Raw genomic sequence first — 26,280 nt, 5'->3', positions numbered from 1 at the left:
CCGGACCGGCCAGATGAACTACCCCGTAGACCTACAAAAAAGCAGCATGGAGGAGAAGTGATCGAGCTTCACGTATTCGACGACCCGCGCGTCCAATCCGACGCGCTGGCGCGAGCCGTGGGCGACGCGCTACATGCGTCGCTCGCCGCTCAGCAGGCGGCGCCCGGCACTGCCGCGCGCCGTGCAACGCTTGCCGTCTCCGGCGGCACGAGCCCGCGCCCCTTCCTCGAGGCCCTTTCGACGCACCGTTTCGACTGGGCGCACATCGACGTCACGCTCGTCGACGACCGCTGGGTGCCGGACACCGACTCCGCGAGCAACGCGCGCCTCGCGCGCGAGACGCTGCTCACGCACGAAGCGGCGCACGCGCACTTCCTGCCGCTCGTCGACGTGGCGCAAGACCTCGACGCGCATGTCGCCGCGCTCAACGCCGACCCTGCCCGCAAGCTGCCGAACGTCGCCGTACTCGGCATGGGCGAGGACGGCCACACGGCCTCGATCTTCGCCGACGCCCCCGAATGGCACCAAGCGATCACCACGGCGCGCCCGTTCGTGGCCGTGCATCCGCAGGCAGCGCCCCATGCGCGCGTCTCGTGGTCGATGCAGGCGCTGCGCCAGGTCGATCGGCTGTTCCTGCTGATCGCGGGACAGCGCAAGCTCGAAGTGCTGCAACAGGCCGCCGCGGCCGAACAAAACAACGCCATCTCGAAGCTGGCGAACGACAAGGGAGTGAGACTCGATGTCTACTGGTGCGCCTAATAAAAACGCCCCTGGCGCAGGCCAGCACGCCGACGGTCCGAGGCTGCTCGCCGACATCGGCGGAACCAACGCGCGCTTCGCGCTGGAAACGGGTCCGGGCGAAATCGGCCAGGTGCGCGTGTATCCGTGCGCACAGTATCCCGGCGTCGCGGAAGTAATCCAGCAATACCTGAAGGACAACAAGATCGGCCGCGTGAATCATGCGGCCATCGCGATTGCGAATCCGGTCGACGGCGACCAGGTGCGCATGACCAACCACGACTGGACCTTCTCGATCGAAGCGACGCGTCGCTCGCTCGGCTTCGACACGCTGCTGGTCGTCAACGACTTCACCGCGCTCGCCATGGCGCTGCCCGGCCTGACCGACTCGCAGCGCGTGCAGGTAGGCGGCGGCCAGCGCCGCCAGAACAGCGTGATCGGCCTGCTCGGTCCGGGCACGGGTCTCGGCGTCTCGGGCCTGATTCCCGCCGACGACCGCTGGATCGCGCTCGGCAGCGAAGGCGGCCACGCAAGCTTCTCGCCGCAGGACGAGCGCGAAGACATCGTGCTGCAGTTCGCGCGCAAGAAGTGGCCGCATGTGTCGTTCGAGCGCGTGTGCGCGGGGCCCGGCCTCGAGCTCATCTACCGTGCGCTCGCCGCACGCGACAAGAAGAAACTGCCCGCCGATCCCGGCACGGCTGAAGTCGTGCAGCGCGCGCACGACGGCGAGGCGCTCGCGCTCGAGACCGTCGAATGCTTCTGCGGCATTCTCGGCAGCTTCGCGGGCAACATCGCGATGACGCTCGGCTCGCTCGGCGGCATCTATATCGGCGGCGGCGTGGTGCCGCGCCTGGGCGACCTCTTCACGCGCTCGTCGTTCCGCCAGCGCTTCGAGGCGAAGGGCCGTTTCGACACCTATCTCTCGAACGTCCCCACCTACGTGATCACGGCGGAGTATCCGGCGTTCCTCGGCGTGTCGGCGATTCTCGCGGAGCAGCTGTCCAATCGCGCGGGCGGCGGCTCGTCGGCCGTGTTCGAACGCATTCGCCAGATGCGCGACGCGCTCACGCCCGCCGAGCGCCGCGTGGCCGACCTCGCGCTCAACCATCCGCGCTCGATCATCAACGATCCGATCGTCGATATCGCGCGCAAGGCCGACGTGAGCCAGCCCACGGTCATCCGCTTTTGCCGCTCGCTGGGCTGCCAGGGCCTCTCGGACTTCAAGCTCAAGCTCGCCACGGGCCTCACGGGCACGATTCCGGTGAGCCACAGCCAGGTGCATCTGGGCGACACCGCCACCGACTTCGGCGCGAAAGTGCTCGACAATACCGTCTCGGCCATCCTGCAACTGCGCGAGCACCTGAACTTCGAGCAGGTCGAGAATGCGATCACGCTGCTCAACGGCGCGCGCCGCATCGAGTTCTACGGCCTCGGCAACTCGCACATCGTCGCGCAGGACGCGCACTACAAGTTCTTCCGCTTCGGCATCCCGACCATCGCCTATGGCGACCTGTACATGCAGGCCGCTTCCGCCGCGCTGCTCGGCAAGGGCGACGTGATCGTGGCCGTGTCGAAGTCGGGCCGCGCGCCGGAACTGCTGCGCGTGCTCGACGTCGCCATGCAGGCGGGCGCGAAGGTGATCGCGATCACGTCGAGCAACACGCCGCTCGCCAAGCGCGCGACCGTGGCGCTCGAAACCGATCACATCGAGATGCGCGAATCGCAGCTTTCGATGATCTCGCGCATCCTGCATCTGCTGATGATCGACATCCTCGCGGTGGGCGTCGCGATTCGCCGTGCTTCGCCCGATGCGGACCTTGGCAACGCCGTCGAAAAGGTGCGCGAGCATGCCGACGACGATGCATCGGCCGTGCTCGACTGGCTGAGCCACGGTGCTTCGCCCACGGCGCGCGACTGAGGTCGGCTCATTCATCGACTCATTCGAGCGATGAAAAAATGGGACGCCTCGGCGTCCCATTTTTTATTTTGCACGTCGTATCGACGTACGGCTCACGGCGTTGCCGTTTGCGGCGCGTCCGGCGCCGGCGTGCCGTGCCACTTCACGACGAGCGCGCGCCCCACCCACGTGAGCAGGCCGCATACGCCGATCGTCACGCCCATGCCGAACGGCGAGATGCCCGGGAACCAGCCGACGACGGCGCTCGCGAACGCGCCGAGCGCGAGTTGCGTCGCGCCGAACACGGCCGCCGCCGCGCCCGCGTTCTTCGGATAGCGGTACATGAGATCGGTCGCGCAGTTCGCGCCGAGCAGCCCCACCACGCTCACCACGAAGAACAGTCCAAACACGATCGACCACAGGCCGCCCCAGCCCGTCACGCACATGAGCGCGACGAAGAGCGACGCGACGATGCTCACGCCCGAAGCGATCGATACCATGCGCAGGGTGCCGAGCCGCCCGATGAAGCGCGTGTTGAGGAAGTTGCCGAGCATGATGCCGAACACGTTCGCGCCGAAGAAGAAGCCGTAGTGCTGCGGCGAAACGTGGAAGTACTCGATATAGACGAACGGCGTGGCCGAGATATAGGTGAACATCGCGGCGAACGCCATGCCGCCGCAGAGCATGTGCCCCCACACGAGCGGATCGCGCAGCAAGCGCCCATACGCCGCGAACGAGCGCAGCACGGCCGCGCTTTCGCGCTTTTCCGGCGGCCAGGTTTCCGGTACGCGCAGGTAGGCCGCCACGGCGCATGCGAGGCCGAACAGCGTGAGCGCAACGAACACCACGCGCCAGCCGCCGATAAGCAGCAACTGTCCGCCGATCAGCGGTGCGAGCAGCGGCCCGATCGCCGTGACGATCGCGACCATCGAGAGGACTTTGGCAGCGTCCGATGGCTCGTGGGCGTCGCGCGCGATGGCCCGCGAGAGCACCGAGGCCGCGCCCGCGCCGAGCGCCTGCAGAAAGCGCACGATCACGAGCTCGCCCACCGAGAACGAGAGCCAGCAGGCAATGCTGGCCACCGTGAAGAGCGCGATGCCGCCGAGCAGCACGGGGCGGCGGCCGTAAGCGTCGGAAACCGGGCCGTAGAGCAGCATGCCGATCGAAAAGCCGGCCATGAAGCTCGTGAGCGTCGAGGCCGCAGCGGCAGCGCTCACGCCGAACGACTGCGCGATGGCGGGCAGGCTCGGCAGATACATGTCGGTGGCGAGCGGGCCGCAGGCGGCGAGTGCGCCGAGCAACAGAATCAGCCGGCCATCGGGCCGGCGGCGCGGGGAATGGGACATGGTGTGTGTGGCGGCGAAACTCGCGCGGCTCGCGCGGTCTCGATGTCAGGGGCCGATTCATCCGTCGCTGCAGGAGCGGACGAAAGCGGACAAAAACAGCAACGGAGTGCCGCCGAATTGTACCTGACACCCCTTGCCCGCCATCTGCCGCCCTACATGCGGCGGCGGCGCGGCTTTGCGCTAAGCTGCCCGCTTTCGCTCAACTTGCCGCGTTGCCGACATGACCGCCTTCCTGCTCATCTGGAGCCCCAAGAAGTGGCCCTGGCCCGAACTGCCCGACTTCGCGCGCCGTGTGCGCGCCGGGGAAGCCGTAGCCGACACCTGGGGATGCGGCTTCGCACGCGGCATCCTGCCGGGCGACCGGGTGTTCCTGCATCGTGTGGCTGCCGAGCCGCGCGGGCTCTTCGGTTCCGGCTACGTCACGCGTGCACCCTACGAAGTGCCGGACGCCGCGTACAAGCGCGGCTACCGGCTGTGTATCGACTTCGTCTACGACTGGCTCGTCGACGCGGGCGAGGATGTCGTCATCGCGCGCGACGACTTGCGCGTGCACCCGTTTTCGATCCAGACCTGGGACGCACAGAGTTCGGGCACCGTCATCAAGCCGGCGGCCGAAGGCGCGCTGGAAAAACGCTGGGCCGAACTGACCGGGCGGCGGCCCATGCCGGCGCCGGCCGTCGCGGCCATGCAGGCATGGCACGACAATCTGCGCGACACGGCGCCGCAGTTCGCGCCGCCAGCCCGCAAAGGCAGAAAGTAGCAGGCAAAAAGGGGCCGTCAGCGCGCTGACCCGGGGCGCGCCGGGGACCGCCCAGACCGACCGGACGGGCCGGCCCGATCCGCGCGACTCCGGTACAATTTCAAGAGAACAGCCCCATCGCCCGCGCCCCTGCGGCGCCGCATGGGTCCGTACGCCAGCCCGTTTCGTCAGCGCCGCGCGCCACACCACTTTCGCAGGTCCAGCACTCATGTCCAACACCCAGTCCAGCACGCAGAACCGCAACGAAGCCCTCTTCGAACGCGCCCAGCGCACCATCCCGGGCGGCGTGAATTCGCCCGTGCGCGCGTTCCGCTCGGTCGGCGGCACGCCGCGCTTCATCGAGCGCGCGCAAGGGCCGTACTTCTGGGACGCCGAAGGCAAGCGCTATATCGACTACATCGGCTCCTGGGGCCCGATGATCGTCGGCCACGTGCATCCGGAAGTGCTCGAAGCGGTGCAGCGCGTGCTCGCGAATGGCTTCTCGTTTGGCGCGCCCACCGAGGCCGAGATCGAGATCGCCGAAGAAATCTGCAAGATCGTCCCGTCGATGGAGCAAGTGCGCATGGTGTCGAGCGGCACCGAGGCGACCATGAGCGCGCTGCGTCTCGCGCGCGGCTTCACGAAGCGCGACCGCATCGTGAAGTTCGAAGGCTGCTACCACGGCCACGCCGACAGCCTGCTCGTGAAGGCCGGCTCGGGGCTGCTCACGTTCGGCAACCCGACGTCGGCGGGCGTGCCGGTGGACATCGCGAAGCACACCACCGTGCTCGAATACAACAACGTCGCGGCGCTCGAAGAAGCGTTCAAAGCGTTCGGCGACGAGATCGCCGCCGTGATCGTCGAACCGGTCGCGGGCAACATGAACCTCGTGAAGGCCACGCCCGAGTTCATCGGCGCACTGCGCAGCCTCACGGCGAAGCACGGCAGCGTGCTGATCTTCGACGAAGTGATGTGCGGTTTCCGCGTCGGCCTGCGCGGCGCGCAGGCGCTCTACGGCGTCGAGGCCGACATGGTATGCCTCGGCAAGGTGATCGGCGGCGGCATGCCGGCGGCGGCCTTCGGCGGCCGTCGCGAAATCATGGATCACCTCGCGCCCAACGGCTCGGTCTATCAGGCAGGCACGCTCTCGGGCAATCCGATCGCGGTCGCGGCGGGCCTGAAAACGCTGCAGCTCATCCAGGCGCCCGGCTTCTACGAGCAGCTCACCGCGAAGACCGAACGTCTCGCGAAGGGGCTGTCGGCCGCGGCGCGCGAAACGAAGGTGCCGTTCGTGGCGGATTCGGTGGGCGGCATGTTCGGCCTCTATTTCGCCGACAACGTCCCGGGTAGCTTCGCCGAGGTCACGAAGAGCGACATCGCGCGCTTCAACCGCTTCTTCCACCGCATGCTGGACGCGGGCGTCTACTTCGCGCCGTCGGCCTACGAGGCGGGTTTTGTCTCGAGCGCCCACGACGACGCGATCCTCGACGAGACCATCGCCGCGGCGCGCAGCGCGTTTGCAGCGGAAGCCGCGGCGGAAAACGTCACGCAATAAGGCATCACGCCAACGACTGCCGGCGCGGCGCGCGCCTCGCCGGCCCCATCTGACCGCCGCCCGGGAGAAAGCCCGACGATGTTTTCGCAATCCGATTTCGTCCACATGGAGCGTGCGCTCGCGCTCGCCCACCGCGGCCTGTACACGACCGACCCGAACCCGCGCGTCGGCTGCGTGCTGGTGAAGGACGGCGTGGTGATCGGCGAAGGCTTTACGCAGCCGGCCGGCCAGGATCACGCCGAAATCCAGGCGATGAAGGACGCCCGCGCGCGCGGGCACGACCTGCGCGGCGCGACCGCGTATGTGACGCTCGAGCCGTGCAGCCACTTCGGCCGCACGCCGCCCTGCGCGAACGCGCTGATCGAAGCGAAGGTCGCGCGCGTGATTGCGGCGATGGAAGACCCGAACCCGCTCGTGTCGGGGCGCGGGCTTTCCATCCTGCGCGACGCGGGTATCGACGTGCGTTGCGGGTTGCTGGCCAACGAGGCGCGCGAGCTGAACATCGGCTTCGTTTCGCGCATGACGCGCAAGCGTCCGTGGGTGCGCATGAAGGTGGCTGCATCGCTCGACGGCCGCACCGGCCTGCCCTCGGGCGAAAGCCAGTGGATCACGGGCGAAGCCGCGCGCGCCGACGGCCACGCCTGGCGCGCGCGCGCCTCGGCCATCCTCACGGGCATCGGCACGGTGAAGGAAGACGACCCGCGCATGACCGTGCGCGCCGTCGACACCCCGCGCCAGCCCAAACGCGTGCTGATCGACAGCCGGCTCGACGCCTCGCCGCTCGCGCAGATTTTCGTGGGCGCGCCCACGCTCGTGTTCTGCGCGGCGCTCGACGCGAGCAACGAAGAGCGCGCCGAAGCGTTGCGTGTGCGCGGCGCCGAGATCGTCGCGCTCGGCAACGACCAGGGCAAGGTCGATCTGCCGGCCATGCTCACGGAGCTCGCTGCGCGCGGCGTGAACGAACTGCACGTGGAAGCGGGCTACAAGCTCAACGGTTCGCTGCTGCGCGAAGGCTGCGTGGACGAACTGCTCGTGTACGTGGCGCCGTCGCTGCTCGGCACGAATGCGCTCGGCATGATCGACATCGCTGCGCCCGCAACGCTCGACGAGCGCACGCGCCTCGCCTTTCATTCCGTCGATCGTCTCGGCAGCGATCTGCGCATTCTTGCGCGTGTCGTCACGACGCAAGACGCCTGACCCTCACTGAAGCACTGAACACAAGGAACAGCACGATGTTTACCGGAATCGTCGCGGCAGTGGGCCGCATCGAATCGATCAAGCCGCTCGGCACGGGTGCCGACGCAGGCGTGCGCCTCGCCGTCAATGCAGGGAGCCTCGGCCTCGACGACGTGCAGCTCGGCGACAGCATCGCGATCCAGGGCGCCTGCATGACCGTCATCGAGAAGTCGGCAACGGGCTTCGACGTCGATGTTTCGCGCGAAAGCCTGAACCGCACCGTGGGCCTCGCGGCGACTGGAGAAGTGAACCTCGAAAAGGCGCTGCGCGCGAACGACCGCCTGGGCGGCCACATCGTCTCGGGTCACGTGGACGGCCTCGGCACCGTCACGCGCTTCGCGCCCGTGGGCGAGTCGCACGAGCTGCGCATTCTCGCGCCGGCGGATATCGGCCGCTATCTCGCCTACAAGGGCTCGATCACCGTGAACGGCGTGAGCCTCACGGTCAACTCGGTCGACGATCGCGCGGACGGCTGCGAATTCTCGATCAACCTGATTCCCCACACCGTGGAAGTCACCACGCTCAAGCATCTTCAGGCCGGTACGAAGGTGAATCTCGAAATCGATCTGATTGCGCGCTATGTGGAGCGGATGCTCTCGGCGGAGAAGGCCGCCAATTCGGCCGCGCAGGACTAAGCGCCGCCTGGACGGCGCCATGCCTGCCCCGGACGCGCGCAAGCACGCGCGCCGGGGCGCTGATAGAATCTAGCTTTTCCCTACGCGCTCGCCGCACGGCGTGCCGCGTTCCCATCACCCGAATCGAACCAGGAGGCACAGTTGGCAACGATTGACACGAGCGCCGCCATGCCGATGGTCCGGGTGATGTTGCACGTTGCGTCGCGTCACGCAACCGTCCCGCTTCCAGCGCAGCCATAGCGCGTCCCGCGCGGCATGTTTTCAGACGCCGCGCCGTATTCAGCGAATTCGAGGTCAGGCCGTCCGGCAACCGATGCCCGGGCGTGCGAAGCCCGTTTTCCGTCTTAACGCTTCACGCTTGCTTCAGGAGAGTCTTCGGGCATCACGTCCGGAGCATGCTGTCCATGACAGAGCTAAACAACAAACCCGAATCGGGCGGACAAACCTTCCGCAAGGTCCTCGGCTTCACCTTCCGGCACTGGGCGCGCCAACCGGTGCGCGTCACGGCCGTCGCGCTCGCCTCGCTCCTCGGCGCGCTCGCCGACGTGCTCACGCCGCACTACGCCGGCCAGCTCGTCGACGCCCTCACGCACGGCGGCGCAGCCAGCAGCGCCGCCGCCTGGCATGCGGCGGTCGTCGCATTCTGGGCGCTCACGGCGCTCGGGCTCGGCGGCACGATCATGCGCCAGGCCGCGTACCGCAACATCATCACGCTGACGCTGCGCATGATGAGCGAGATCGCCACGCAGGCCTTCCATCGCGTGCAGCGCTTCTCGACAGACTGGCACGCGAACAGCTTTGCCGGCTCCACGGTGCGCAAGGTCACGCGCGGCATGTGGGCGCTCGATCTGCTCAACGACACGCTGCTCGTCGCCCTCTTCCCGTCGCTCGTCATGCTGGTCGGCTCGACGATCCTGCTCGCGGTGCAGTGGCACGTGATGGGCCTCGTTATCGGCCTCGGCTCGGCCGTGTATCTGGCGATCACGGTCTCGCTCTCGCTCTTTTACGTCGCGCCCTCGGCCCGGCTCGCGAACCAGTGGGATACGAAGATGGGCGGTGCGCTTGCCGACGCCATTTCGTGCAACGCCGTCGTCAAGGCGTTCGGCGCGGAAACGCGCGAAGAAGCGCGGCTCGCGCGCGTCGTCACGAAGTGGAGCAGCCGCACGCGGCGCACGTGGCAGCGCGGCACGCTCAACGGCGGCGTGCAGGGCGCGCTGCTCGTGGGCATGCAGGCGGCCATCCTCGGCGCGGCGCTGCTGCTCTGGGCGCGCGGTCTCGCAAGCGTCGGCGACATCACGTTCGCGCTCACGCTGTTCTTCCTGCTCAAGGGCTACCTGCGCGATGTGGGCATGCACGTGCGCAACCTGCAGCGCTCGGTCAACGACATGGAAGAACTCGTCGCGCTCGACGCGGCGCCGCTCGGCATCGAGGACCAGCGCGATGCGCCGCCCATCGTGATCGATCAGGGCGACATCCGCTTCGAGAACATGACGTTCCGCTACGGCGATCACGCGGACGCCCGGCCGCTCTACGAGAACCTCACGCTGCGTATCGCGCCTGGCGAGCGCGTGGGCCTCGTCGGCCATTCGGGCTCGGGCAAGACGACGCTGATCAAGCTGATCCAGCGCCTTTACGACGTGTCCGAGGGGCGCATCACGATCGACGGCCAGGATATCGCGCGCGTGCAGCAGGCGTCGCTGCGCTCGCAGATCGCCATCGTGCAGCAGGAGCCGGTGCTGTTCCACCGCTCGCTCGCCGAGAACATCGCTTACGCCCGGCCCGGCGCCACGCACGCCGAAATCGAGCGCGCGGCGAAGCTCGCGAGCGCCCACGACTTCATCACGGCGCTGCCGCACGGCTACGACACGCTCGTGGGCGAGCGCGGCGTGAAGCTCTCGGGCGGCGAGCGCCAGCGCGTGGCGATCGCGCGCGCGTTCCTCGCGAATGCGCCGATCCTGATCTTCGACGAAGCGACCTCGAGCCTCGACAGTGAAAGCGAGGTGCTGATCCAGCAGGCCATGGAGCGGCTCATGGAAGGCCGCACGACCGTGGTCGTCGCACACCGGCTCTCGACCGTGCGCGCGCTCGACCGGCTGCTGGTGCTCGAACGCGGACGCGTGGCGGAGGAAGGCACGCACGACGCGCTCGTGCGCCGCGAAAACGGCCTGTACCGGCGCCTGTTCGAGCGCCAGGCGCTGGAACTGACGAAGGGACTCGCCGACGATGTGATCCTGCGCTGACGCCTCGCCCGTTCGTGCCCCCTCGCGGCCGCGCCCTCCCGCCGCAAGCCGGCTCAGGCGGGAGCCGCGCCCGCGTGCGGCGCAATGCGCGCGAGCACGCGAGATGAACCGCGAATAGGAACGCTTCACCTGAATGACGCATGGCGTTACTAGCGTGAAACAGACGCGATTCGCGCCTTCCCGCGTTCTGGGCGACGCGCCCGCCCGCGTGGCGTAAAATGTGGCCTTTCCAGCCAGAATCCCAACATGACGCTCGCCTCCACCCCTGAGATCATCGCCGAGCTCAAAGCCGGCAAGATGGTCATCCTCGTCGACGAAGAAGACCGGGAAAACGAGGGCGACCTCGTCATCGCTGCGGAGTTCGTCACGCCTGAAGCCATCAACTTCATGGCGAAGTACGGCCGCGGGCTGATCTGCCTCACGCTCACCCAGGAACGCTGCAAGCTGCTCAACCTGCCGCTCATGACCTACCGCAACGGCACGCAGTACGGCACGGCGTTCACGGTCAGCATCGAGGCCGCCGAAGGCGTTACGACCGGCATTTCCGCCGCCGACCGCGCCCGCACGATCAAGGCGGCCGTCGCGCACGACGCGCGCGCCGAGCACATCGTGCAGCCCGGCCACGTGTTCCCGATCATGGCGCAGCCAGGCGGCGTGCTCGTGCGCGCGGGCCACACCGAAGCGGGCTGCGACTTCACGGCGCTTGCCGGCCTCACGCCGGCCTCGGTGATCTGCGAGGTCATCAAGGACGACGGCACGATGGCGCGCCTGCCCGACCTCATGGAGTTCGCCCAGGAGCACGGCCTGAAGGTCGGCACCATCGCGGACCTGATCCACTACCGCAGCCGCACCGAATCGATCGTCGAGCGCGTGGCGGAACGCACCATGCAAACCGCGCACGGCCAGTTCCGCGCAATCATGTACGTCGATCACCCCACGCGCACGCCGCACATCGCCCTCGTGCGCGGCACGCCGAAGCCCGACGTCGATACGCCCGTGCGCGTGCACGAGCCGCTTTCGGTGCTGGATCTGCTCGAAACGGGTTCGTCCACGCACTCGTGGACGCTCGACGCCGCCATGCGCGAAATCGCCTCGCGCGACGTGGGCGTGATCGTCATGCTCAATTGTGGCGAACCCAAGGAACATCTGATCGACGTCTTCAAGGCGTTCGACCAGAAAGAGCGCGCGGAGGCGCTCGCACGCCGGCCCGTGGACTTCAAGACCTACGGCATCGGCGCGCAGATCCTGCGCGAACTCGGCGTGGGCCGCATGCAGGTGCTCTCGAAGCCGCGCCGCCTCGGCAGCATGTCGGGCTACGGTCTAGAGGTCACCGGCTTCGTGCCGATGCCTGGCGGGGACGCGCAAGCGCCCTGCCCGCCTGAAGCCGCTGACCCAGCCTCGTCGCGCGCCTGAAGTCGCATCGCGCTCTTTTCACGCGTCACCACGCTCAACCGAACTTACGGACACCACATGGAAATCGGACAATACCAACCGAACCTCGACGGCGACGGACTGCGCATCGGCATCGTCCAGTCGCGCTTTAACGAACCCGTCTGCAACGGCCTCGCCGACGCCTGCATCGAAGAACTCGAACGCCTTGGCGTGACGGGCGAAGACGTGCTGCTCGTCACCGTGCCGGGCGCACTCGAAATCCCGCTGGCGCTGCAAAAGCTCGCCGAAAGCGGCCAGTTCGACGCCCTGATCGCGCTCGGCGCGGTCGTGCGCGGCGAGACGTACCACTTCGAGCTCGTCTCGAACGAGAGCGGCGCGGGCATCTCGCGCGTTTCGCTCGACTTCAACGTGCCGATCGCGAACGCCGTGCTCACCACCGAGAGCGACGAGCAGGCCGTGGCCCGCATGACCGAGAAGGGTCGTGACGCCGCTCGCGTCGCCGTGGAAATGGCGAACCTGACGGTGGCGTTGGAGCAGCTCGACGGCGGCGACGACGACGAAGAAGACGAGGAAGACGAAGAGGAACAGCAATGAAGAGCGCGCGCCGCCGCTCCCGCGAACTGGCCACGCAGGGGTTGTATCAGTGGCTGCTGTCGGGTGTGCCCGCCGGCGAGATCGACGCGCAGCTGCGCGGTTCGCAGGGCTACGACAAGGCCGATCACGAGCATCTGGACGCGATCCTGCACGGCGTCATCCGCGAGTCGGACGAACTGTCCGCCGCCATCACGCCGTGCCTCGACCGTCCGATCGAGCAGCTTTCGCCCGTCGAACGCGCAGTGCTGCTCGTCGCGACCTACGAGTTCAAGCATCACGTCGACATTCCGTACCGCGTCGTGATCAACGAGGCGGTCGAGCTCACGAAGACCTTCGGCGGCTCGGACGGCTACAAGTACGTGAACGGCGTGCTCGACAAGCTCGCGGCGCAACTGCGCGCCACCGAAGCACAAAACGCCCGCAAGTCGTAAGAACGCGAGCCGCCGGGGCGAGCGGGTGCGCCTGAGCGCCCGGCCCCGCGCGCCGCGTGATCTGTCAGTATTGGAAAGACCCGCATGAACACCGTTGCCGAACCGCTGCTGCGGCTAGCCGCGCGCGTCGACGAGATCCAGCCTTTCTACGTCATGGAATTGGCGAAGGAAGCCGCGAAGCTCGAACGCGCTGGACGCGACATCATCCACATGGGTATCGGCGAGCCGGACTTCACGGCGCCCGAGCCCGTCGTCGAGGCGGCCGCCGCCGCGCTGCGCCGCGGCGTCACCCAATACACGAGCGCGCTCGGCATCCACGCGCTGCGCGAGGCGATCGCCGCGCACTACCAGCACGCGTACGGCCTCACGGTCGACCCTGCGCGCATCGTCGTTACGGCCGGCGCCTCGGCGGCGCTCCTGCTCGCCTGCACCGCGCTCGTCGACCGCGACGACGAAGTGCTGATGCCCGACCCCTGCTATCCGTGCAACCGCCACTTCGTGGCCGCCGCGGAAGGCAAGCCGGTGCTCGTGCCGAGCGGCCCGCAAGCGCGCTTCCAGCTCACCGCCGCCGATGTCGAGCGCCTGTGGTCGCCGCGCACGCGCGGCGTGCTGCTCGCCTCGCCGTCGAACCCCACCGGCACCTCGATCGAGCCCGACGAACTCAAGCGCATCGTGCAAAGCGTGCGTGCGCGCGGCGGCTTCACGATCGTCGACGAAATCTATCAAGGCCTGTCCTACGACACGCCGCCCGTCTCCGCGCTGTCGTACGGCGACGACGTGGTGACCGTCAACAGCTTCTCGAAGTACTTCAACATGACCGGCTGGCGTCTGGGCTGGCTCGTGGTGCCGCCCTCGCTGGTCGGCGCATTCGAAAAGCTCGCGCAGAACCTGTTCATCTGCGCGTCGGCGCTCGCGCAGCATGCCGCGCTCGCCTGCTTCGACCCGGACACGCTGAAGCTCTACGAAGGCCGCCGGCTCGAATTCAAGCGCCGCCGCGACTTCATCGCGCCAGCGCTCGAGTCGCTCGGCTTCACGGTACCCGTGATGCCCGACGGCGCTTTCTACGTCTACGCCGACTGCTCGAACGTTGCGCACCCTGCCGCCGGCGACAGCGACGCGCTCACCCGCGCAATGCTGCACGACGCGGGCACGGTGATGGTGCCCGGCATGGACTTCGGCGTCGCCGCGCCGCATCAGTACGTGCGGCTCTCGTATGCCACGGCGTACGAGCGCCTCGAGGAAGCGGTCGAGCGGCTGCATACGTTCTTCGGACGCTAATGCGCTAGTGGTCGAGAAATGGAAAAAGGCACCCGCGGGTGCCTTTTTGTTTGGTCCGGTCTTTCAGCTAGCTGCTCAGGCACCCAGTTCGGACGAAGCGTGCTTCTGGGCCGTCGTGCTGGTGCTGGCGTCGTCCTGAGCGGAACCGCTGTTCGCGGACGACGACTTCTCGACGATTGCGTGGGCGTTGTCGAGCGTCACGTGCACGCGCTTCTCGCCGTTGATGCTCGCCACCTTCTGCGCAGACGTGCTGGCCGTGGTGGTGACGGGCGCCTGCGGCGCGTTGATCGGCACGTTGCGGCCGCGTGCGACGTCACGCAGACGCCCGCGCTCGGCCATCACCTTGGCGCCGTAGCCGCCGTCGTCCGGCGACGTCGAACCGACGTAGAGACGCAGGCCGCCCGGCAGCGAACCGCCGCGTGCGATGCAATCCTTGAGCACCAGCGCGCCGACCTTGATGTTGGCGAGCGGATCGAGCGCCGCGCGCTGACCGCCGAAGTACTGGAACTTGTCCGAGTGTACCTTCGACATGACCTGCATGAGGCCCTGCGCGCCCACGCCACTCTCGGCGTACGGGTTGAAGCCCGATTCGATCGCCATCACGGCGAGCAGCAGAAGCGGATCGAGCCCCACTTCACGGCCGGTGTCGAACGCCGCTTTCACGAGTTCGCCGACCGGCTCCTGCGCGACCCGGTAGCGGCGCGCCAGATAGGTGGCGACGAGCGCCTGTTCACGTGCCGAAACGAGCACGCGGTCATCGCGCGCGTCGGGCGTGACGCGCTGGGGCGGAATCATGCGCGCGAGCGAGCCGACGCTGGTCGGCAGCGCACGCGGATCGAGGCCGTTGAGCGTGACGGCATCGAGCGTGGCGATGCCGCCGTTCGACACCGAGTTCGCGACCTTCGCGACCGTGCCGTTGGAGCCTGCAGGCGAAATGCCCGTGGCGCCGGCGGCGGCAGTGACGCCGGCAGCACCGGCATCGGGCGCGAGCGCCGTGGGCAGCATCGCGCCGTCGGCGTTGTCGTCGTTGTTCGTCACGCCGGGGGGCGCGAACGAGGGCAGCGGGTTGCCTTGCAGCAGACGTGCCGGGCCGGCCTGCACCGCCGCCGAGACGAACGGCATCACGCGAGCGGCGAGCGTGCCACGCAGCGTGGGCATGAGCCAGACGGCAACAGCGAACAGAACGGCACAGCCGCCAACAATGCTGAACAGGTGATGGCTAAGACGCGTGCCACGACGCAGCAGCGCACGCAGGCCAAGCGCTACACGCTCGTCGGCGCGCCACCACGATAACCAGGTATTCATCTACAGATCTCCCATGTTGCATGATCCAGCGGGAGGGTCGGCGCGAAGCAGACGACCAATCGCAGGATCAAGACACCGCGCGCCCTGGCTGGTGCGGCAGCGGCGTCGGGAAAACGGCAAGTCGCCGTGGGTGGAACTCCTTTTGTACGACCAGGCACGCAGTGTGCGCGCGCGGAGTTCTCACGCGAAAAGCCAGCGCGAAGAGGCGCTGACGAGAACAGCCAATCTAAACCGTGGACAGCCGTGCAGGGATGCGGCTAAACGGCGACGCGTTGCGTCTGAAGGACCGGGAAGGTGGCTAAAAATTTCAAAACCTGCAACCAATGTGGACGGATTCTAGCAGCGTTTTATAGATCGTCAATACTATAGAATCCCGAAAACATAACCAATAGTAATAATAAACACTGTTCAATCGGGCGGAGTCCGCGTCGCACGCGCGTCTGCGGGCGCTTATGCAGATTGGCACCCAGCGTGCGTTAGCCAACGCAGGTAAAATCGACAATCGTTACGCCGCGTCTGCCCGGCCAGATGTCTGATACGTCTTGATACGTCTGATACATCTGATACGGCGCCCGCGGAACCCGTGCCGCCGCCCCATGCGGCCCCCAAGCCGGCCATCCCCGTTGGCCACGATTGGTTCCCAATGAAATACAAAGACCTGCGCGACTTCGTTGGTCGCCTGGAGACGCTCGGCGAATTGCGCCGCGTCCCCCAAGCTGTCTCTCCGGTGCTGGAAATGACCGAGCTGTGCGACCGCGTCCTGCGCGCCGGCGGCCCGGCCCTACTCTTTGAGAACCGTTCGACGCACGCGTTCCCGGTGCTCGGCAATCTGTTCGGCACGCCCCGGCGCGTCGCGCTCGGCATGGGCATCGACGCGCCGGAAAGCGGCGGCGACGGCGCCGCGCTCGAGTCGCTGCGCGACGTGGGTCGGCTGCTCTCGGCGCTGAAAGAGCCCGAGCCGCCGCGCGGCCTGAAGGATGCGGGCAAGCTCCTCACGCTCGCCAAGGCCGTCTGGGACATGGCACCGAAGACCGTGAACGCGCCGCCCTGCCAGGAGATCGTCTGGGAAGGCAGCGATGTCGATCTCGCGAAGCTGCCGATTCAGACCTGCTGGCCCGGCGACGCCGGCCCGCTCGTCACCTGGGGCCTCACCGTCACGCGCGGTCCCAACAAGACGCGCCAGAATCTCGGCATCTACCGCCAGCAGCTGATTGGCCGCAACCAGCTCATCATGCGCTGGCTCGCGCATCGCGGCGGCGCGCTCGACTTCCGCGAGTTCGCGCTGAAGAACCCCGGCAAGCCTTACCCGGTGGCGGTCGTGCTCGGCGCCGACCCGGCGACGATTCTCGGCGCCGTCACGCCAGTGCCCGACACGCTCTCCGAATACCAGTTTGCGGGCCTGTTGCGCGGCGCCCGCACCGAGCTCGCGAAGTGCCTGACACCCGGCGTCGACACGCTGCAGGTGCCCGCGCGCGCCGAGATCGTGCTCGAGGGCTTCATCTACCCGCAGGCGGGCGAGCCCGGCCCGGCCCCCGCTGGCGCGCCGCCCCGCCCCGCCAAGGGCGCGAGCGCCGCGTACGAACACGCGCTCGAAGGCCCCTACGGCGACCACACGGGCTACTACAACGAACAGGAGTGGTTCCCCGTCTTCACGGTCGAGCGCATCACCATGCGCCGCGATGCGATCTACCATTCGACATACACGGGCAAGCCGCCCGACGAGCCCGCGGTGCTCGGCGTGGCGCTCAACGAAGTGTTCGTGCCGCTCTTGCAGAAGCAGTTTGCCGAGATCACCGACTTCTATCTGCCGCCAGAGGGGTGCAGCTATCGCATGGCGATCGTGCAGATGAAGAAGAGCTACCCCGGGCACGCAAAACGCGTGATGTTCGGGGTATGGAGCTTCCTGCGCCAGTTCATGTATACAAAGTTCATTGTCGTGGTCGACGATGACGTGGACATCCGCGACTGGAAGGAGGTGATCTGGGCGATCACCACGCGTATCGATCCGGCGCGCGACACCGTGCTCGTCGAGAACACGCCGATCGACTATCTTGACTTCGCTTCGCCGGTGGCCGGCCTCGGCTCGAAAATGGGGCTCGACGCCACCAACAAGTGGCCCGGCGAGACGGACCGCGAATGGGGCCGCGCAATCGAGATGGACGCGGCCGTGAAGACGCGCGTCGACCGTCTCTACGACGAGCTAGGCTTTAGCCGCAGCTAGCGCAACCCGGCGCAGTGCCCTCGGCGCCACGCCGGCCGATCCATCCGCGACGCCTTTTCGCGACGCCGCGCTTACCGCGTCACGCCTCGTGCATGGCATGAGCCGCGGCGCCAGTGAACCTGAAGGAGACTCGAGGATGATGCCCGCATCGGAGCGCCTGACGCAACTGAACGACCCCGCCCTCTTCAAGACCCGCGCGTACATCGACGGCGAATGGAGCGGCGGTGCGGCCACGTTCGCCGTGCTCGACCCCGCCGACAACGCCGAGATCGCGAGCGTGCCCGACTTTGGCGCCGACGAGGCGCATCGCGCGATTGCCGCCGCGAACGCCGCGTTGCCGGCGTGGCGCGCGAAGACGGGCAAGGAGCGCGCAGCCATTCTGCGGCGATGGTTCGATCTCGTGATCGAGCACGCCGACGACCTCGCCGCGATCATGACCGCCGAGCAAGGCAAGCCGCTCGCCGAGGCGCGCGGCGAAGTGATCTATGGCGCGTCCTTCCTGGAATGGTTTGCCGAAGAGGCCAAGCGAGTGAACGGCGACGTCCTCGCGAGCCCCGCCAGCGACCGCAAGCTCGTCGTGCTCAAGCAGCCGATCGGCGTGTGCGCCTCGATCACCCCCTGGAATTTCCCGATCGCGATGATCACACGCAAGGTCGCGCCGGCCATCGCCGCGGGCTGCACGATCGTCGTGAAGCCCGCCGAGCAAACGCCGCTTTGCGCGCTCGCGCTCGCCGAACTGGCGCAGCGCGCAGGCGTACCCAAGGGCGTGTTCAACGTGCTCACCGCCGACTCCGCGAACTCCATCGCAATCGGCAAGGCGCTGTGCGAGAGCGACATCGTGCGCCATCTCTCGTTTACGGGATCGACGCCGGTGGGCCGCATCCTCATGCAGCAGTGCGCGCCGACGGTCAAGAAAATCGCCCTCGAACTGGGTGGGCACGCCCCCTTCATCGTGTTCGACGACGCCGACATCGACGCCGCCGTGGAAGGCGCGATGATCTCGAAGTACCGCAACGCAGGCCAAACCTGCGTCTGCACGAACCGCTTCTACGTGCACGACAAGGTGTACGACGTTTTCGTCGAGAAGCTCGCCGCCGCCTCACGCAAGATCAAGGTGGGCAACGGCTTCGAGGATGGCGTGAACCAGGGGCCGTTGATCGACGACGCGGCCGTCGCCAAGGTCGCGCAGCACATCAGCGATGCGACCGCCCAGGGCGCCAGAGTCGTCGCGGGCGGCAAGGTCAGCTCGGGACGCTATGTCGAGCCCACCGTGCTCGCAGACGTCACGCGCGACATGCTGATCGCGCGCGAGGAGACCTTCGGCCCGGTCGCGGCGGTGTTCCGCTTCAACGACGAAGCCGAAGTCGTCGGCCTCGCCAACGACACCGAATTCGGCCTCGCCTCGTACTTCTACAGCCGCGACATCGGCCGCGTCTGGCGTGTGGCCGAAGCGCTCGAGTACGGCATGGTCGGCGTCAACACCGGACTCATCTCGAACGAAGTCGCGCCGTTTGGCGGCGTGAAGCAGTCGGGTCTCGGGCGCGAAGGTTCGAAGTACGGCATCGACGAATATGTCGAACTGAAGTACCTGTGCATCGGCGTTTGAAGCACGCCTGAAGCTGATTTGAGCCGCGACGCCCGCTTGCTCACAGGCGGGCGTGTGCGGTGCGCAGTCCATACCAACAAGAAATCGTTTTCATGTCTCACGTTTCCCTGCTTTCCGACGGCTTTTTTCTGTCGCTTTCGCTTTGCCTCGACATCGGTCTCGTCAACGTCGCCATCATCTCGCTCACGCTCACGCACGGCTTCCGCCCGGGCTTCTGGCTGGGGCTCGGCTCGTGTTTCGGCGACCTCATCTACGCCGCGCTCGCGCTTGCGGGCATGGCCGCGCTGCTGCAGTTCTCGGCCGTACGCTGGGTCGTGTGGATCGGCGGCTCGGCCCTGCTGCTCATGCTCACGTGGAAGATGGCGCGCGAAGCGCTCAATCCAGCATTGGCGCCGCCCGTGGAAGGCGAAGCCGATAACGCCGCGCCGCTGCCCAACCCGTGGCGCAGCTTCATGCGCGGCGTGCTGCTTGCCCTCTCTTCGCCGAGTGCGATTCTCTGGTTCGCGGCTGTCGGTGGCGCGCTCATCGCCAAGTCGGGGGCGACGAGCGCCGGCGCGGCCTCGCTCTTCCTGCTGGGCTTTTTTGCGGGCGGTCTCGGCTGGACCTTTTTCCTCTGCGGACTGGCCAGCCATGGCCGCAAACGCGCCGGCACCAGTCTGCTGCGCGCCTGCCATGTGCTTTCGGCGCTGCTATTCGCGTATTTTTCGTACAGCGTGATCGTGCACGGCTATCGCGAACTGATCCTGCAGGGCGCGGGCGCGTCGTAATCCATGTCGGGCGCAGGTGCGCCTATGGACCGCTCGGCGCGCATCGATCTAGCGTGCCATGCACGCGGTGAAAGCGAGCGCCAAAAACAAACAGCGCAACGCGGCGTGAGCCGGCGTTGCGCCGTTCGTGAAAACGCAGCCGGGCGGCGTGCGCCGCCCGTCACACTCAATGACGGTAGTAGCCGCGGCCGTAGTAACCGTGGCCGTAGTAGCCGTGATGCCAGTACGGACGGCCGTAGTAGCCGTAGCCACCGTAGCCGCCTACGACGACGGCGGGCGGCGGCGCGTACACCACCGGCGGCGGCGCATAGACCACGGGCGGGGGCGGCGGTGCGTAGACCGGCGCAGCATAGACGGGATAAGCCGGGGCCACCGGAATGCCAATGCCGATACCCACCGAGACGTGCGCCTGGGCCGCGCTGACGAACCCCACACCCAGCGCCGCGGCAACGATGAACGATACGGTCTTTTTCACTTCTCTTCTCCTGGCGGCCGCCAGCGGCGACGCGCATATAACGGGCAGTGCCCACGCATTCAATGTATCGAAAACGGCGGCCGCCATTGGTAGCCATTTGTTTCGAATTGCAATCCTGTTTTGGGGGCGCTTAATAGCGCGTCAAGCCCGGTGGGCGCGGCAGCCGCGAAAAATCGCCGCACGCGCGCCCGAATACGCCGACATTGGTTACAAAAACCAGGGCGCTGTCATTGTTACCTGCGCGAGGGCATCGGGGAGCCGATCTCCCGGTAATGTTTGATTACAAATTGGTTCACCGGACCACGTTCGGCCTGCGGTCGCCGCGCGCGACGAGGCTGTAAACGACGATGCCCGGTCATGGAACCGGGCATCTCATCCGACCCAGCCGGCGGCACACGAATCGCCGGCCAGACAAGGCAAACTCTCCGCTATCCGACCTTCACGTAGGTGAACTCGCGCGTGACGTTCGGTGGGACATAAGCGCCACTGATGCGCACACGTGGCGTCAGGCGCTTCTTCTGATCCCACCAGCGGCGACGCTGAAAGGGCGTGAGAAACCGCAGATGCTTTCGGTAAGCGAAGATGCTCATGGTGAACTCCCCGAATCGGACTACCGACAGGAACAAACCCAATTGCACGACTGCAACGACGAAACCGAAACGATGAAAAGTATTGTGCTCAGATTTCTAGACAAAAATGGCAGTGTTGCGAGATAGCCTCACAGGCGCCGTATATGCATTGCGCACTGTTCGTTACGGCTTCCGCGTGCTGGGTTTGAGTTGCGGCGCATAAATGCGCCGCGAGCCAACAGCAGAAATCGTGCCGCGTCAGGCTATTGGCGCGGCGCCGCGGCCAACCCCCTCATTTGTAGTCGCACCATCGGCGCGTGATCGGTACGAAGGCGAACACTTCGTGCGCCGCGCGGCTGTGGCGCAACACTCGCGCCGTCCGGCGCCTTCCCTGCGCTGCCTGTCAGAATCACTGTAGCCGTTCGCCGAAAAGCCTGCCGTGAGCGCAGCCATTTTGCGCGGCGCGCGCGCCGCGAGCACCGGCCGCCGCATCGCGCAAGGCCCTCGCGGCGGCATCGCTCGCGGATACTGGCGAGGCGTAAGCCGTGTTAATGTGGCGACGGCGCGCATCGCAGCGGCAGGCAACGCGCGCCCATGGGACTCACCGACGAGCACGCACAATGATCAAGGTCAGCATCCTCTATCCCTATCGCGAGAACGGTCGTTTCGACAGCGGGTACTACTGCACGCACCACATGCCGCTCGCGGCGAAGCTCTTTGGCGAATCGCTCAAGGGCTGGTCGGTCGACATCGGCATCAACGCCGGGCCGCCGGGCACGCCGCCGACGTACGTCGCGGCCGGACACTTCCTGTTCGAGACGGTCGATGCGTTCTACGCGGTGTTTCAGCCGCATGCCGACACCCTCCTCGACGACATTCCCAACTACACCGACGGCGGAAATGGCACCATTCTGATCAGCGAGGTCAAGGTGTCCGTCTGACGTGCTCCGCGTGGTTGAACGGGGCAAACGGAACCCCGACTGACCTTTTATCGGCCGCCACACGCCAAGCGCGCCGCCACCCACACAAGAAGGAAACAACACCGATGTTCGGCGATATCGCCCGCTTTCTGCTCAATACGGTCTTCACGCTGTTCGGCGCCGCCCTGCTGCTGCGCGCCTGGCTCCAGTACGTGCGTGTGCCGCCGTACAACCCCGTGACCCATGCGATCCAGCAGGTCACCAACTGGCTGGTGCTGCCGCTGCGGCACGTGATTCCCGGCGTGCGAGGCATCGACTGGGCGAGCGTGGTCGGCGCGCTGATCGCGGCCATTGCCTACGTGCTGCTGATGGTATGGATCGCAGGCGTGGACCCATTGGGTCTTTTGCCGACACTGCTGATCGTCGCGTTGCTCACGCTCGTGAAATGGGCGCTCAACCTGCTGATCTGGCTGACGATCCTGATGGCGCTGCTCTCGTGGCTCAATCCGCGCTCGGCGGCAATGCCCGTGCTATTCCAGCTGACGGCGCCGTTCCTCAACCCGCTGCGCCGAATCCTGCCGAACCTGGGCGGCCTCGATCTCTCGCCGATTCTGCTCTTCGTGATCGTGCAGGTGCTGCTGATGATCGTCACCCGCGCGGCGGTTTCGCTCACGCTGTTCGGGATTTGAGGGCATCGGCAAACGGTCTGATGCATCTGGCGGCGCGCCTGGCGCGCCGCGTCGCTTGAGCGCGTCATTGCGCAAGAAGGCCAAAAACGCGTAAAATAGCGCGCTCTGCGGGCGTCGTATAATGGCCATTACCTCAGCTTCCCAAGCTGATGACGTGGGTTCGATTCCCATCGCCCGCTCCACGTCGGCTTACCGACCTCTCTTCGAGGCCTGGGCTTCCAGACAGCGCTCCTGCCGGGACACCCTCGGGACGCCAAGCCCGCCCGACCGCCACACGCCGGGCACGACCTGAATTCCTCCGTTGCACAATGCACTCCGGCGCTCCTCGGGTCCTCCCGCACGCGCCGCGAGCTGGTCCGCCGACACGTATTTCGCACGACTTCGTCGTTTCAGCCGATTGAGGCACGGACCGTAGCCTGGCGAGGTACTGCCGCCCTCCTCAGCCGCCAGAGCCGTGCAAGCGCGCTGATATAATGCGCGACGGCTTCGGAGCCGCTTAGCTTCGAGCGCGCCGCGCCCGCCTGCCGGGCCCAAGGCCGTCGCCGATTCCGCCGAACGCGAAAGCGGCCAACGAGGCGTCCGGCCACGCCGGCCCGCGTAGCCTCCGGCACCGCGTCGCCGCGTATGGCCCGACATGCCTCGCACCGAGCCGAAGGCGCAGCCCGCCCCCATTATCGACAGCCGCGACATCCGCCGCTCTCATACCACCTGCGAAGATGAATCACGATCCCAACGACGACGCCCGTCCCGACGCCACGCAGTCCGACGCACAAGACGCCGCCTCCGACACGAACGCGCACGGCGACGCGCTGCACCACCGCCGCATCCGCAGCTTCGTGACGCGCGCCGGCCGCGTCTCGACGGGCCAGCGCCGCGCGCTCGACGAACTGGGCCCGCGCTTCGTCGTGCCCTACGCGCCCGAAGCCGCCGACTGGGACGCCGTGTTTGAACGGCACGCACCGCGCATTCTGGAGATCGGTTTCGGGATGGGCGCAAGCACAGCGGAAATCGCCGCCTTGCGCCGAGAGGACGACTTCCTCGGCGTCGAGGTCCACGAGCCTGGCGTTGGCGCGCTGCTCAAACTGATCGGCGAGCAGAATCTTGAGAACATCCGCATCATCCAGCACGACGCCGTGGAAGTGCTCGAGCACATGATCGCGCCGGCGAGCCTCGACGGCGTGCACATCTTCTTCCCCGATCCGTGGCACAAGGCGCGCCATCACAAGCGCCGCCTGATTCAGCCGAAGTTCGTCGCGCATCTCGTCTCGCGCATGAAGCCGGGCGCGTACCTGCACTGCGCGACGGACTGGCAGAACTACGCCGAGCAGATGCTCGAAGTGCTCAGCGCGGAGCCCGCGCTCGAGAACACGGCCGCCGACTACGCGCCGCGCCCCGACTACCGCCCGGTGACGAAGTTCGAGCGCCGCGGCCTGCGGCTCGGTCACGGCGTGTGGGATCTCGTGTTCCGCCGCCGCGCGGACTAAAACCGCAACCGCGAAGAAGAACGGGCGCCGTGATGTCACGCGGCGCCCGTTGCGTTTTCAGTCGTCCCAGCCTAGCCCGCCGCCATAACCGAACAGCAGGACCACGAGACCGAAAGCGATCCGGTACCAGGCGAAGGCGGTGAAATCGTGCGAAGCCACGAAGCGCAGGAGCCAGCGCACACACGCGAACGCGCTGACGAACGCTGCGACGAAGCCGATGCCGAAGAGCCCGAGCCAGTCCATGGAAAGCTCGTGCCAGCTCTTGTACAGCTCATAAACGGTTGCGCCGAAGATCACGGGAATCGCAAGGAAAAACGAGAACTCGGTCGCGACGCGCCGCTCGAGGCCGAACAGCATCGCCCCGATGATGGTCGAGCCCGAACGCGACATGCCCGGAATCAGCGCGAAGCACTGCGCGCAGCCCACCTTGAAGGCGTCGAGCGGCGTGATCGCGTCAATCGAGTTCACGCGCGCGCCGCGCTGTTCGGCGACCGGCAGCCCCTTCGGGCCACGCAGGCGATTCTCGACCCCCAGGATGACGAGGCCGCCGCCAACAAGGGCGAACGCCACCGGCACCGGCGCGAAGAGCACCGACTTGATCGTCTTTTCGAACATCAGACCGAGCACGACTGCCGGAATCGTGGCGACGATCACGTTGAGCGTGAAGCGCCGCGCGTCGGGCCGCGAGGGCAACCCTGTGACCACTTCGCCGATCTTGCGGCGGAACTCCCAGCACACGGCGAGAATCGCGCCAAACTGGATCACCACGTAGAAGGTCTTGGCATAGGCGCCGTCGAAATTGAGCAAGCTGCCGGCGACGATCAGATGCCCCGTGCTCGACACGGGCAGAAACTCCGTCAGCCCTTCGACGATGCCGAGAATCAAGGCCTTGCAGGTCAACATCCAGTCCATCCCTTTTATCCCTCTTCCTTGAGCGTGGGGGACGGCGCACGCCGCGCCACGCGACCGACAACGGCCGCGTGCGCCGGACGGCGTCTCGTCGGCTTACTTCTCGACGATCTGCACGCGTATGCCGTTTGTAAGGATGGTGATTGTACCGGGTTCGTAGTTGACGCCGGCAAATCGGAGCTGGTCGGGCTTGAACGTATAGACGGGGTAATTGTTGAGCAGCTGGGTGGCGACGAGCGCGGCGACCGCGCTCACCTGCGGCGCGTAGGCGGCGGCGTTGCCCGCCATGTCGACGCCATCCACCGAAGGCGAGCGCAGCACCACGGCGCGGCTCGTGCTGTCGTACGCGAGTTCGCTCGACACCGTGAACGCACCGCTCACCGGCTGCTGCATCAACGGGCTTTCGAGGTGTGCGTCGAGGCGCACGGCCACGCGATTGCGATCGGGCTGCAGCGTGACGACCGGGTTCGTGAGCGAGACGTCGAAGATCTGCTGCATCGAGCGGTGATAGGGAAACTTGCGCTGCACCGCATCCTGCACTTGCTGCTGTGAAAACGTGTAGTGATCGGGAATGAACGGGAAGATCCCCGTCGCACACGCGCCGAGCGACATCGCCGTACCCGCCGCAGCGCAGGCTGAGAACAGGAAGGCGCGCCGGGAAACGCGCGTTGCGGTGTGGGCCATGCGAAATCTCCTTGTTGGGCCGGGACTGGCGCGCCGTCATTCTGGCGCATGGCTGCCGACCGACGCAGTTTGCGCCGGGTTCAGCGCGCGGCTGGCGCTTGTGGCTGGGTTTGCGCCTCGAGACGCGTGAGCCAGAACATGGCCTCCTCGCGCGACTCGCCGCACATCTCGAGCTGCGGCTGCAGCCCCGAGCAGCACGCCGGCCGCAACGGCGAGCCGAAGATCATGCAGCGCAGGTCCTCGCCGAGTTGAACACAGCGCACGCCGGCCGGCTTGCCTTCAGGCATGCCCGGAATCGGGCTCGTAATGGACGGCGCGATGCAGCACGCGCCGCAACCGGGACGGCAGGCGTGCACTGAGGCATCGGCGGGAAAATCGGTACTCACTTCGGTTTCCTGGAACGCTGACAAATCGTGTCCGCGCGGCAGCGGACCAGACGGCATTGTGCCATCGCTCGCGTGCGACCTTTTTACACAATCGCTTCTTCCTACGCGCTCGTACACTTTGTCCATCTGGCGCTGTAGGACAAGGGACAGGCCACCTGTGCGCGGCGTTCCGCGGCACCGAACG

The 26,280-nt window shown here is 66.8% G+C and carries 24 protein-coding genes and 1 tRNA gene; 18 read left to right on the top strand and 7 right to left on the bottom strand.

Annotation, left to right across the window (positions count from 1 at the left end):
- The first annotated feature begins 57 nt into the window (after positions 1 to 57).
- Entirely contained in the window at positions 58 to 759 is a 702-nt protein-coding gene (gene pgl, locus ACOJB8_RS12980) for a 6-phosphogluconolactonase (RefSeq protein ID WP_368682180.1), read from the top strand.
- Positions 740 to 2,656, top strand: a complete 1,917-nt coding sequence (locus tag ACOJB8_RS12975; protein ID WP_475012803.1) for a bifunctional transcriptional regulator/glucokinase — start codon at positions 740 to 742, stop codon at positions 2,654 to 2,656. Before pgl ends, ACOJB8_RS12975 begins: the two co-directional genes overlap by 20 nt.
- A gap of 92 nt (positions 2,657 to 2,748) precedes the next feature.
- On the opposite strand, the gene ACOJB8_RS12970 is transcribed toward ACOJB8_RS12975, so the two are convergent.
- Positions 2,749 to 3,981: a Bcr/CflA family multidrug efflux MFS transporter gene (locus ACOJB8_RS12970; protein WP_475012801.1), complete on the bottom strand. Its 1,233-nt coding sequence runs from the start codon at positions 3,979 to 3,981 to the stop codon at positions 2,749 to 2,751.
- A 220-nt stretch (positions 3,982 to 4,201) separates the two neighbouring features.
- Between ACOJB8_RS12970 and ACOJB8_RS12965 the strand changes: the two genes are divergently transcribed.
- The 9 genes from ACOJB8_RS12965 to ACOJB8_RS12925 all read left to right on the top strand — a co-directional run bounded on the left by ACOJB8_RS12965 (position 4,202) and on the right by ACOJB8_RS12925 (position 14,081).
- Positions 4,202 to 4,741 (top strand): hypothetical protein, encoded by a 540-nt coding sequence (locus ACOJB8_RS12965; protein ID WP_475012800.1) that lies wholly within the window; start codon positions 4,202 to 4,204, stop codon positions 4,739 to 4,741.
- Positions 4,742 to 4,949: 208 nt separating this feature from the next.
- A complete protein-coding gene (hemL, locus tag ACOJB8_RS12960; RefSeq protein ID WP_475012798.1) occupies positions 4,950 to 6,275 on the top strand; it encodes a glutamate-1-semialdehyde 2,1-aminomutase in 1,326 nt (441 codons plus the stop codon).
- A gap of 78 nt (positions 6,276 to 6,353) precedes the next feature.
- Positions 6,354 to 7,472, top strand: coding sequence for a bifunctional diaminohydroxyphosphoribosylaminopyrimidine deaminase/5-amino-6-(5-phosphoribosylamino)uracil reductase RibD (gene ribD / locus ACOJB8_RS12955; RefSeq protein ID WP_475012796.1), 1,119 nt, complete (start codon positions 6,354 to 6,356; stop codon positions 7,470 to 7,472).
- A gap of 35 nt (positions 7,473 to 7,507) precedes the next feature.
- A complete protein-coding gene (locus ACOJB8_RS12950; RefSeq protein WP_475012795.1) occupies positions 7,508 to 8,146 on the top strand; it encodes a riboflavin synthase in 639 nt (212 codons plus the stop codon).
- A gap of 404 nt (positions 8,147 to 8,550) precedes the next feature.
- A complete protein-coding gene (locus ACOJB8_RS12945) occupies positions 8,551 to 10,386 on the top strand; it encodes an ABC transporter ATP-binding protein (protein ID WP_475012793.1) in 1,836 nt (611 codons plus the stop codon).
- Positions 10,387 to 10,632: 246 nt separating this feature from the next.
- On the top strand, positions 10,633 to 11,799 hold the full coding sequence (gene ribBA / locus ACOJB8_RS12940) for a bifunctional 3,4-dihydroxy-2-butanone-4-phosphate synthase/GTP cyclohydrolase II (RefSeq protein ID WP_069262725.1): 1,167 nt from the start codon (positions 10,633 to 10,635) through the stop codon (positions 11,797 to 11,799).
- Between the two features lie 57 nt (positions 11,800 to 11,856).
- Positions 11,857 to 12,372, top strand: a complete 516-nt coding sequence (ribH, locus tag ACOJB8_RS12935) for a 6,7-dimethyl-8-ribityllumazine synthase (RefSeq protein ID WP_069262726.1) — start codon at positions 11,857 to 11,859, stop codon at positions 12,370 to 12,372.
- Complete coding sequence (gene nusB / locus ACOJB8_RS12930; RefSeq protein WP_042260852.1) at positions 12,369 to 12,803, top strand: transcription antitermination factor NusB; 435 nt, start codon at positions 12,369 to 12,371, stop codon at positions 12,801 to 12,803. Before ribH ends, nusB begins: the two co-directional genes overlap by 4 nt.
- Before the next feature lie 84 nt (positions 12,804 to 12,887).
- Positions 12,888 to 14,081: a pyridoxal phosphate-dependent aminotransferase gene (locus tag ACOJB8_RS12925; protein ID WP_342948521.1), complete on the top strand. Its 1,194-nt coding sequence runs from the start codon at positions 12,888 to 12,890 to the stop codon at positions 14,079 to 14,081.
- A 75-nt stretch (positions 14,082 to 14,156) separates the two neighbouring features.
- On the opposite strand, the gene ACOJB8_RS12920 is transcribed toward ACOJB8_RS12925, so the two are convergent.
- Positions 14,157 to 15,386: a transglycosylase SLT domain-containing protein gene (locus ACOJB8_RS12920; RefSeq protein ID WP_475012791.1), complete on the bottom strand. Its 1,230-nt coding sequence runs from the start codon at positions 15,384 to 15,386 to the stop codon at positions 14,157 to 14,159.
- 643 nt (positions 15,387 to 16,029) lie between these two features.
- Between ACOJB8_RS12920 and ACOJB8_RS12915 the strand changes: the two genes are divergently transcribed.
- The 3 genes from ACOJB8_RS12915 to ACOJB8_RS12905 all read left to right on the top strand — a co-directional run bounded on the left by ACOJB8_RS12915 (position 16,030) and on the right by ACOJB8_RS12905 (position 19,980).
- Positions 16,030 to 17,607 (top strand): UbiD family decarboxylase, encoded by a 1,578-nt coding sequence (locus ACOJB8_RS12915; RefSeq protein WP_475012789.1) that lies wholly within the window; start codon positions 16,030 to 16,032, stop codon positions 17,605 to 17,607.
- Positions 17,608 to 17,746: 139 nt separating this feature from the next.
- The gene (locus ACOJB8_RS12910; RefSeq protein ID WP_475012824.1) at positions 17,747 to 19,213 is read left to right on the top strand and encodes an NAD-dependent succinate-semialdehyde dehydrogenase; all 1,467 of its coding nucleotides are present in this window, start codon (positions 17,747 to 17,749) and stop codon (positions 19,211 to 19,213) included.
- A gap of 92 nt (positions 19,214 to 19,305) precedes the next feature.
- Positions 19,306 to 19,980, top strand: coding sequence for a LysE family translocator (locus ACOJB8_RS12905; RefSeq protein ID WP_406953973.1), 675 nt, complete (start codon positions 19,306 to 19,308; stop codon positions 19,978 to 19,980).
- Between the two features lie 166 nt (positions 19,981 to 20,146).
- Here the strand turns inward: ACOJB8_RS12905 and ACOJB8_RS12900 are convergent, their stop codons facing one another.
- Positions 20,147 to 20,455 (bottom strand): hypothetical protein, encoded by a 309-nt coding sequence (locus ACOJB8_RS12900; RefSeq protein ID WP_069262732.1) that lies wholly within the window; start codon positions 20,453 to 20,455, stop codon positions 20,147 to 20,149.
- A gap of 428 nt (positions 20,456 to 20,883) precedes the next feature.
- Positions 20,884 to 21,045: a hypothetical protein gene (locus tag ACOJB8_RS12895; protein WP_165822777.1), complete on the bottom strand. Its 162-nt coding sequence runs from the start codon at positions 21,043 to 21,045 to the stop codon at positions 20,884 to 20,886.
- A 599-nt stretch (positions 21,046 to 21,644) separates the two neighbouring features.
- Here ACOJB8_RS12895 and ACOJB8_RS12890 point away from each other — a divergent pair.
- The 4 genes from ACOJB8_RS12890 (at position 21,645) to trmB (ending at position 24,117) form a co-directional block, all read left to right on the top strand.
- Positions 21,645 to 21,965, top strand: a complete 321-nt coding sequence (locus ACOJB8_RS12890) for an EthD family reductase (protein WP_475012787.1) — start codon at positions 21,645 to 21,647, stop codon at positions 21,963 to 21,965.
- Between the two features lie 104 nt (positions 21,966 to 22,069).
- Positions 22,070 to 22,633: a YggT family protein gene (locus ACOJB8_RS12885; protein ID WP_069262734.1), complete on the top strand. Its 564-nt coding sequence runs from the start codon at positions 22,070 to 22,072 to the stop codon at positions 22,631 to 22,633.
- Between the two features lie 107 nt (positions 22,634 to 22,740).
- Positions 22,741 to 22,815, top strand: a tRNA-Gly gene (locus ACOJB8_RS12880).
- A 534-nt stretch (positions 22,816 to 23,349) separates the two neighbouring features.
- On the top strand, positions 23,350 to 24,117 hold the full coding sequence (gene trmB / locus ACOJB8_RS12875) for a tRNA (guanosine(46)-N7)-methyltransferase TrmB (RefSeq protein WP_368682185.1): 768 nt from the start codon (positions 23,350 to 23,352) through the stop codon (positions 24,115 to 24,117).
- A 57-nt stretch (positions 24,118 to 24,174) separates the two neighbouring features.
- Here the strand turns inward: trmB and ACOJB8_RS12870 are convergent, their stop codons facing one another.
- From ACOJB8_RS12870 to ACOJB8_RS12860, 3 genes are all read right to left on the bottom strand, one after another.
- Positions 24,175 to 25,029, bottom strand: coding sequence for an undecaprenyl-diphosphate phosphatase (locus ACOJB8_RS12870; RefSeq protein WP_475012786.1), 855 nt, complete (start codon positions 25,027 to 25,029; stop codon positions 24,175 to 24,177).
- A 93-nt stretch (positions 25,030 to 25,122) separates the two neighbouring features.
- Positions 25,123 to 25,710, bottom strand: a complete 588-nt coding sequence (locus tag ACOJB8_RS12865) for a DUF1439 domain-containing protein (protein ID WP_368682186.1) — start codon at positions 25,708 to 25,710, stop codon at positions 25,123 to 25,125.
- Between the two features lie 80 nt (positions 25,711 to 25,790).
- Positions 25,791 to 26,096 carry a YkgJ family cysteine cluster protein gene (locus ACOJB8_RS12860; RefSeq protein ID WP_368604012.1) on the bottom strand — a complete coding sequence of 102 codons (306 nt, stop codon included), beginning with the start codon at positions 26,094 to 26,096 and terminating at the stop codon, positions 25,791 to 25,793.
- Positions 26,097 to 26,280: the final 184 nt, after the last annotated feature.

The sequence above is a fragment of the Paraburkholderia sp. BR10141 genome, from assembly GCF_056155635.1.
Note: the sequence above shows the minus strand (reverse complement) of the source record. Positions and strands in the feature narration are given on the sequence as shown.

Excerpts from the sequence above, each read along its gene's own strand:
- ACOJB8_RS12905 (WP_406953973.1), top strand. The coding sequence starts at position 19,306 with ATGTCTCACGTTTCCCTGCTTTCCGACGGCTTTTTTCTGTCGCTTTCG.
- nusB (WP_042260852.1), top strand. The coding sequence starts at position 12,369 with ATGAAGAGCGCGCGCCGCCGCTCCCGCGAACTGGCCACGCAGGGGTTG.
- hemL (WP_475012798.1), top strand. The coding sequence starts at position 4,950 with ATGTCCAACACCCAGTCCAGCACGCAGAACCGCAACGAAGCCCTCTTC.
- ribBA (WP_069262725.1), top strand. The coding sequence starts at position 10,633 with ATGACGCTCGCCTCCACCCCTGAGATCATCGCCGAGCTCAAAGCCGGC.
- ACOJB8_RS12975 (WP_475012803.1), top strand. The coding sequence starts at position 740 with ATGTCTACTGGTGCGCCTAATAAAAACGCCCCTGGCGCAGGCCAGCAC.
- trmB (WP_368682185.1), top strand. The coding sequence starts at position 23,350 with ATGAATCACGATCCCAACGACGACGCCCGTCCCGACGCCACGCAGTCC.
- ACOJB8_RS12945 (WP_475012793.1), top strand. The coding sequence starts at position 8,551 with ATGACAGAGCTAAACAACAAACCCGAATCGGGCGGACAAACCTTCCGC.
- ACOJB8_RS12920 (WP_475012791.1), bottom strand. The coding sequence starts at position 15,386 with ATGAATACCTGGTTATCGTGGTGGCGCGCCGACGAGCGTGTAGCGCTT.
- ACOJB8_RS12965 (WP_475012800.1), top strand. The coding sequence starts at position 4,202 with ATGACCGCCTTCCTGCTCATCTGGAGCCCCAAGAAGTGGCCCTGGCCC.
- ACOJB8_RS12870 (WP_475012786.1), bottom strand. The coding sequence starts at position 25,029 with ATGGACTGGATGTTGACCTGCAAGGCCTTGATTCTCGGCATCGTCGAA.
- ACOJB8_RS12885 (WP_069262734.1), top strand. The coding sequence starts at position 22,070 with ATGTTCGGCGATATCGCCCGCTTTCTGCTCAATACGGTCTTCACGCTG.
- ACOJB8_RS12910 (WP_475012824.1), top strand. The coding sequence starts at position 17,747 with ATGCCCGCATCGGAGCGCCTGACGCAACTGAACGACCCCGCCCTCTTC.
- ACOJB8_RS12865 (WP_368682186.1), bottom strand. The coding sequence starts at position 25,710 with ATGGCCCACACCGCAACGCGCGTTTCCCGGCGCGCCTTCCTGTTCTCA.
- ACOJB8_RS12970 (WP_475012801.1), bottom strand. The coding sequence starts at position 3,981 with ATGTCCCATTCCCCGCGCCGCCGGCCCGATGGCCGGCTGATTCTGTTG.
- ACOJB8_RS12950 (WP_475012795.1), top strand. The coding sequence starts at position 7,508 with ATGTTTACCGGAATCGTCGCGGCAGTGGGCCGCATCGAATCGATCAAG.
- ACOJB8_RS12915 (WP_475012789.1), top strand. The coding sequence starts at position 16,030 with ATGAAATACAAAGACCTGCGCGACTTCGTTGGTCGCCTGGAGACGCTC.
- ACOJB8_RS12925 (WP_342948521.1), top strand. The coding sequence starts at position 12,888 with ATGAACACCGTTGCCGAACCGCTGCTGCGGCTAGCCGCGCGCGTCGAC.
- ACOJB8_RS12895 (WP_165822777.1), bottom strand. The coding sequence starts at position 21,045 with ATGAGCATCTTCGCTTACCGAAAGCATCTGCGGTTTCTCACGCCCTTT.
- ribH (WP_069262726.1), top strand. The coding sequence starts at position 11,857 with ATGGAAATCGGACAATACCAACCGAACCTCGACGGCGACGGACTGCGC.
- ACOJB8_RS12890 (WP_475012787.1), top strand. The coding sequence starts at position 21,645 with ATGATCAAGGTCAGCATCCTCTATCCCTATCGCGAGAACGGTCGTTTC.
- ribD (WP_475012796.1), top strand. The coding sequence starts at position 6,354 with ATGTTTTCGCAATCCGATTTCGTCCACATGGAGCGTGCGCTCGCGCTC.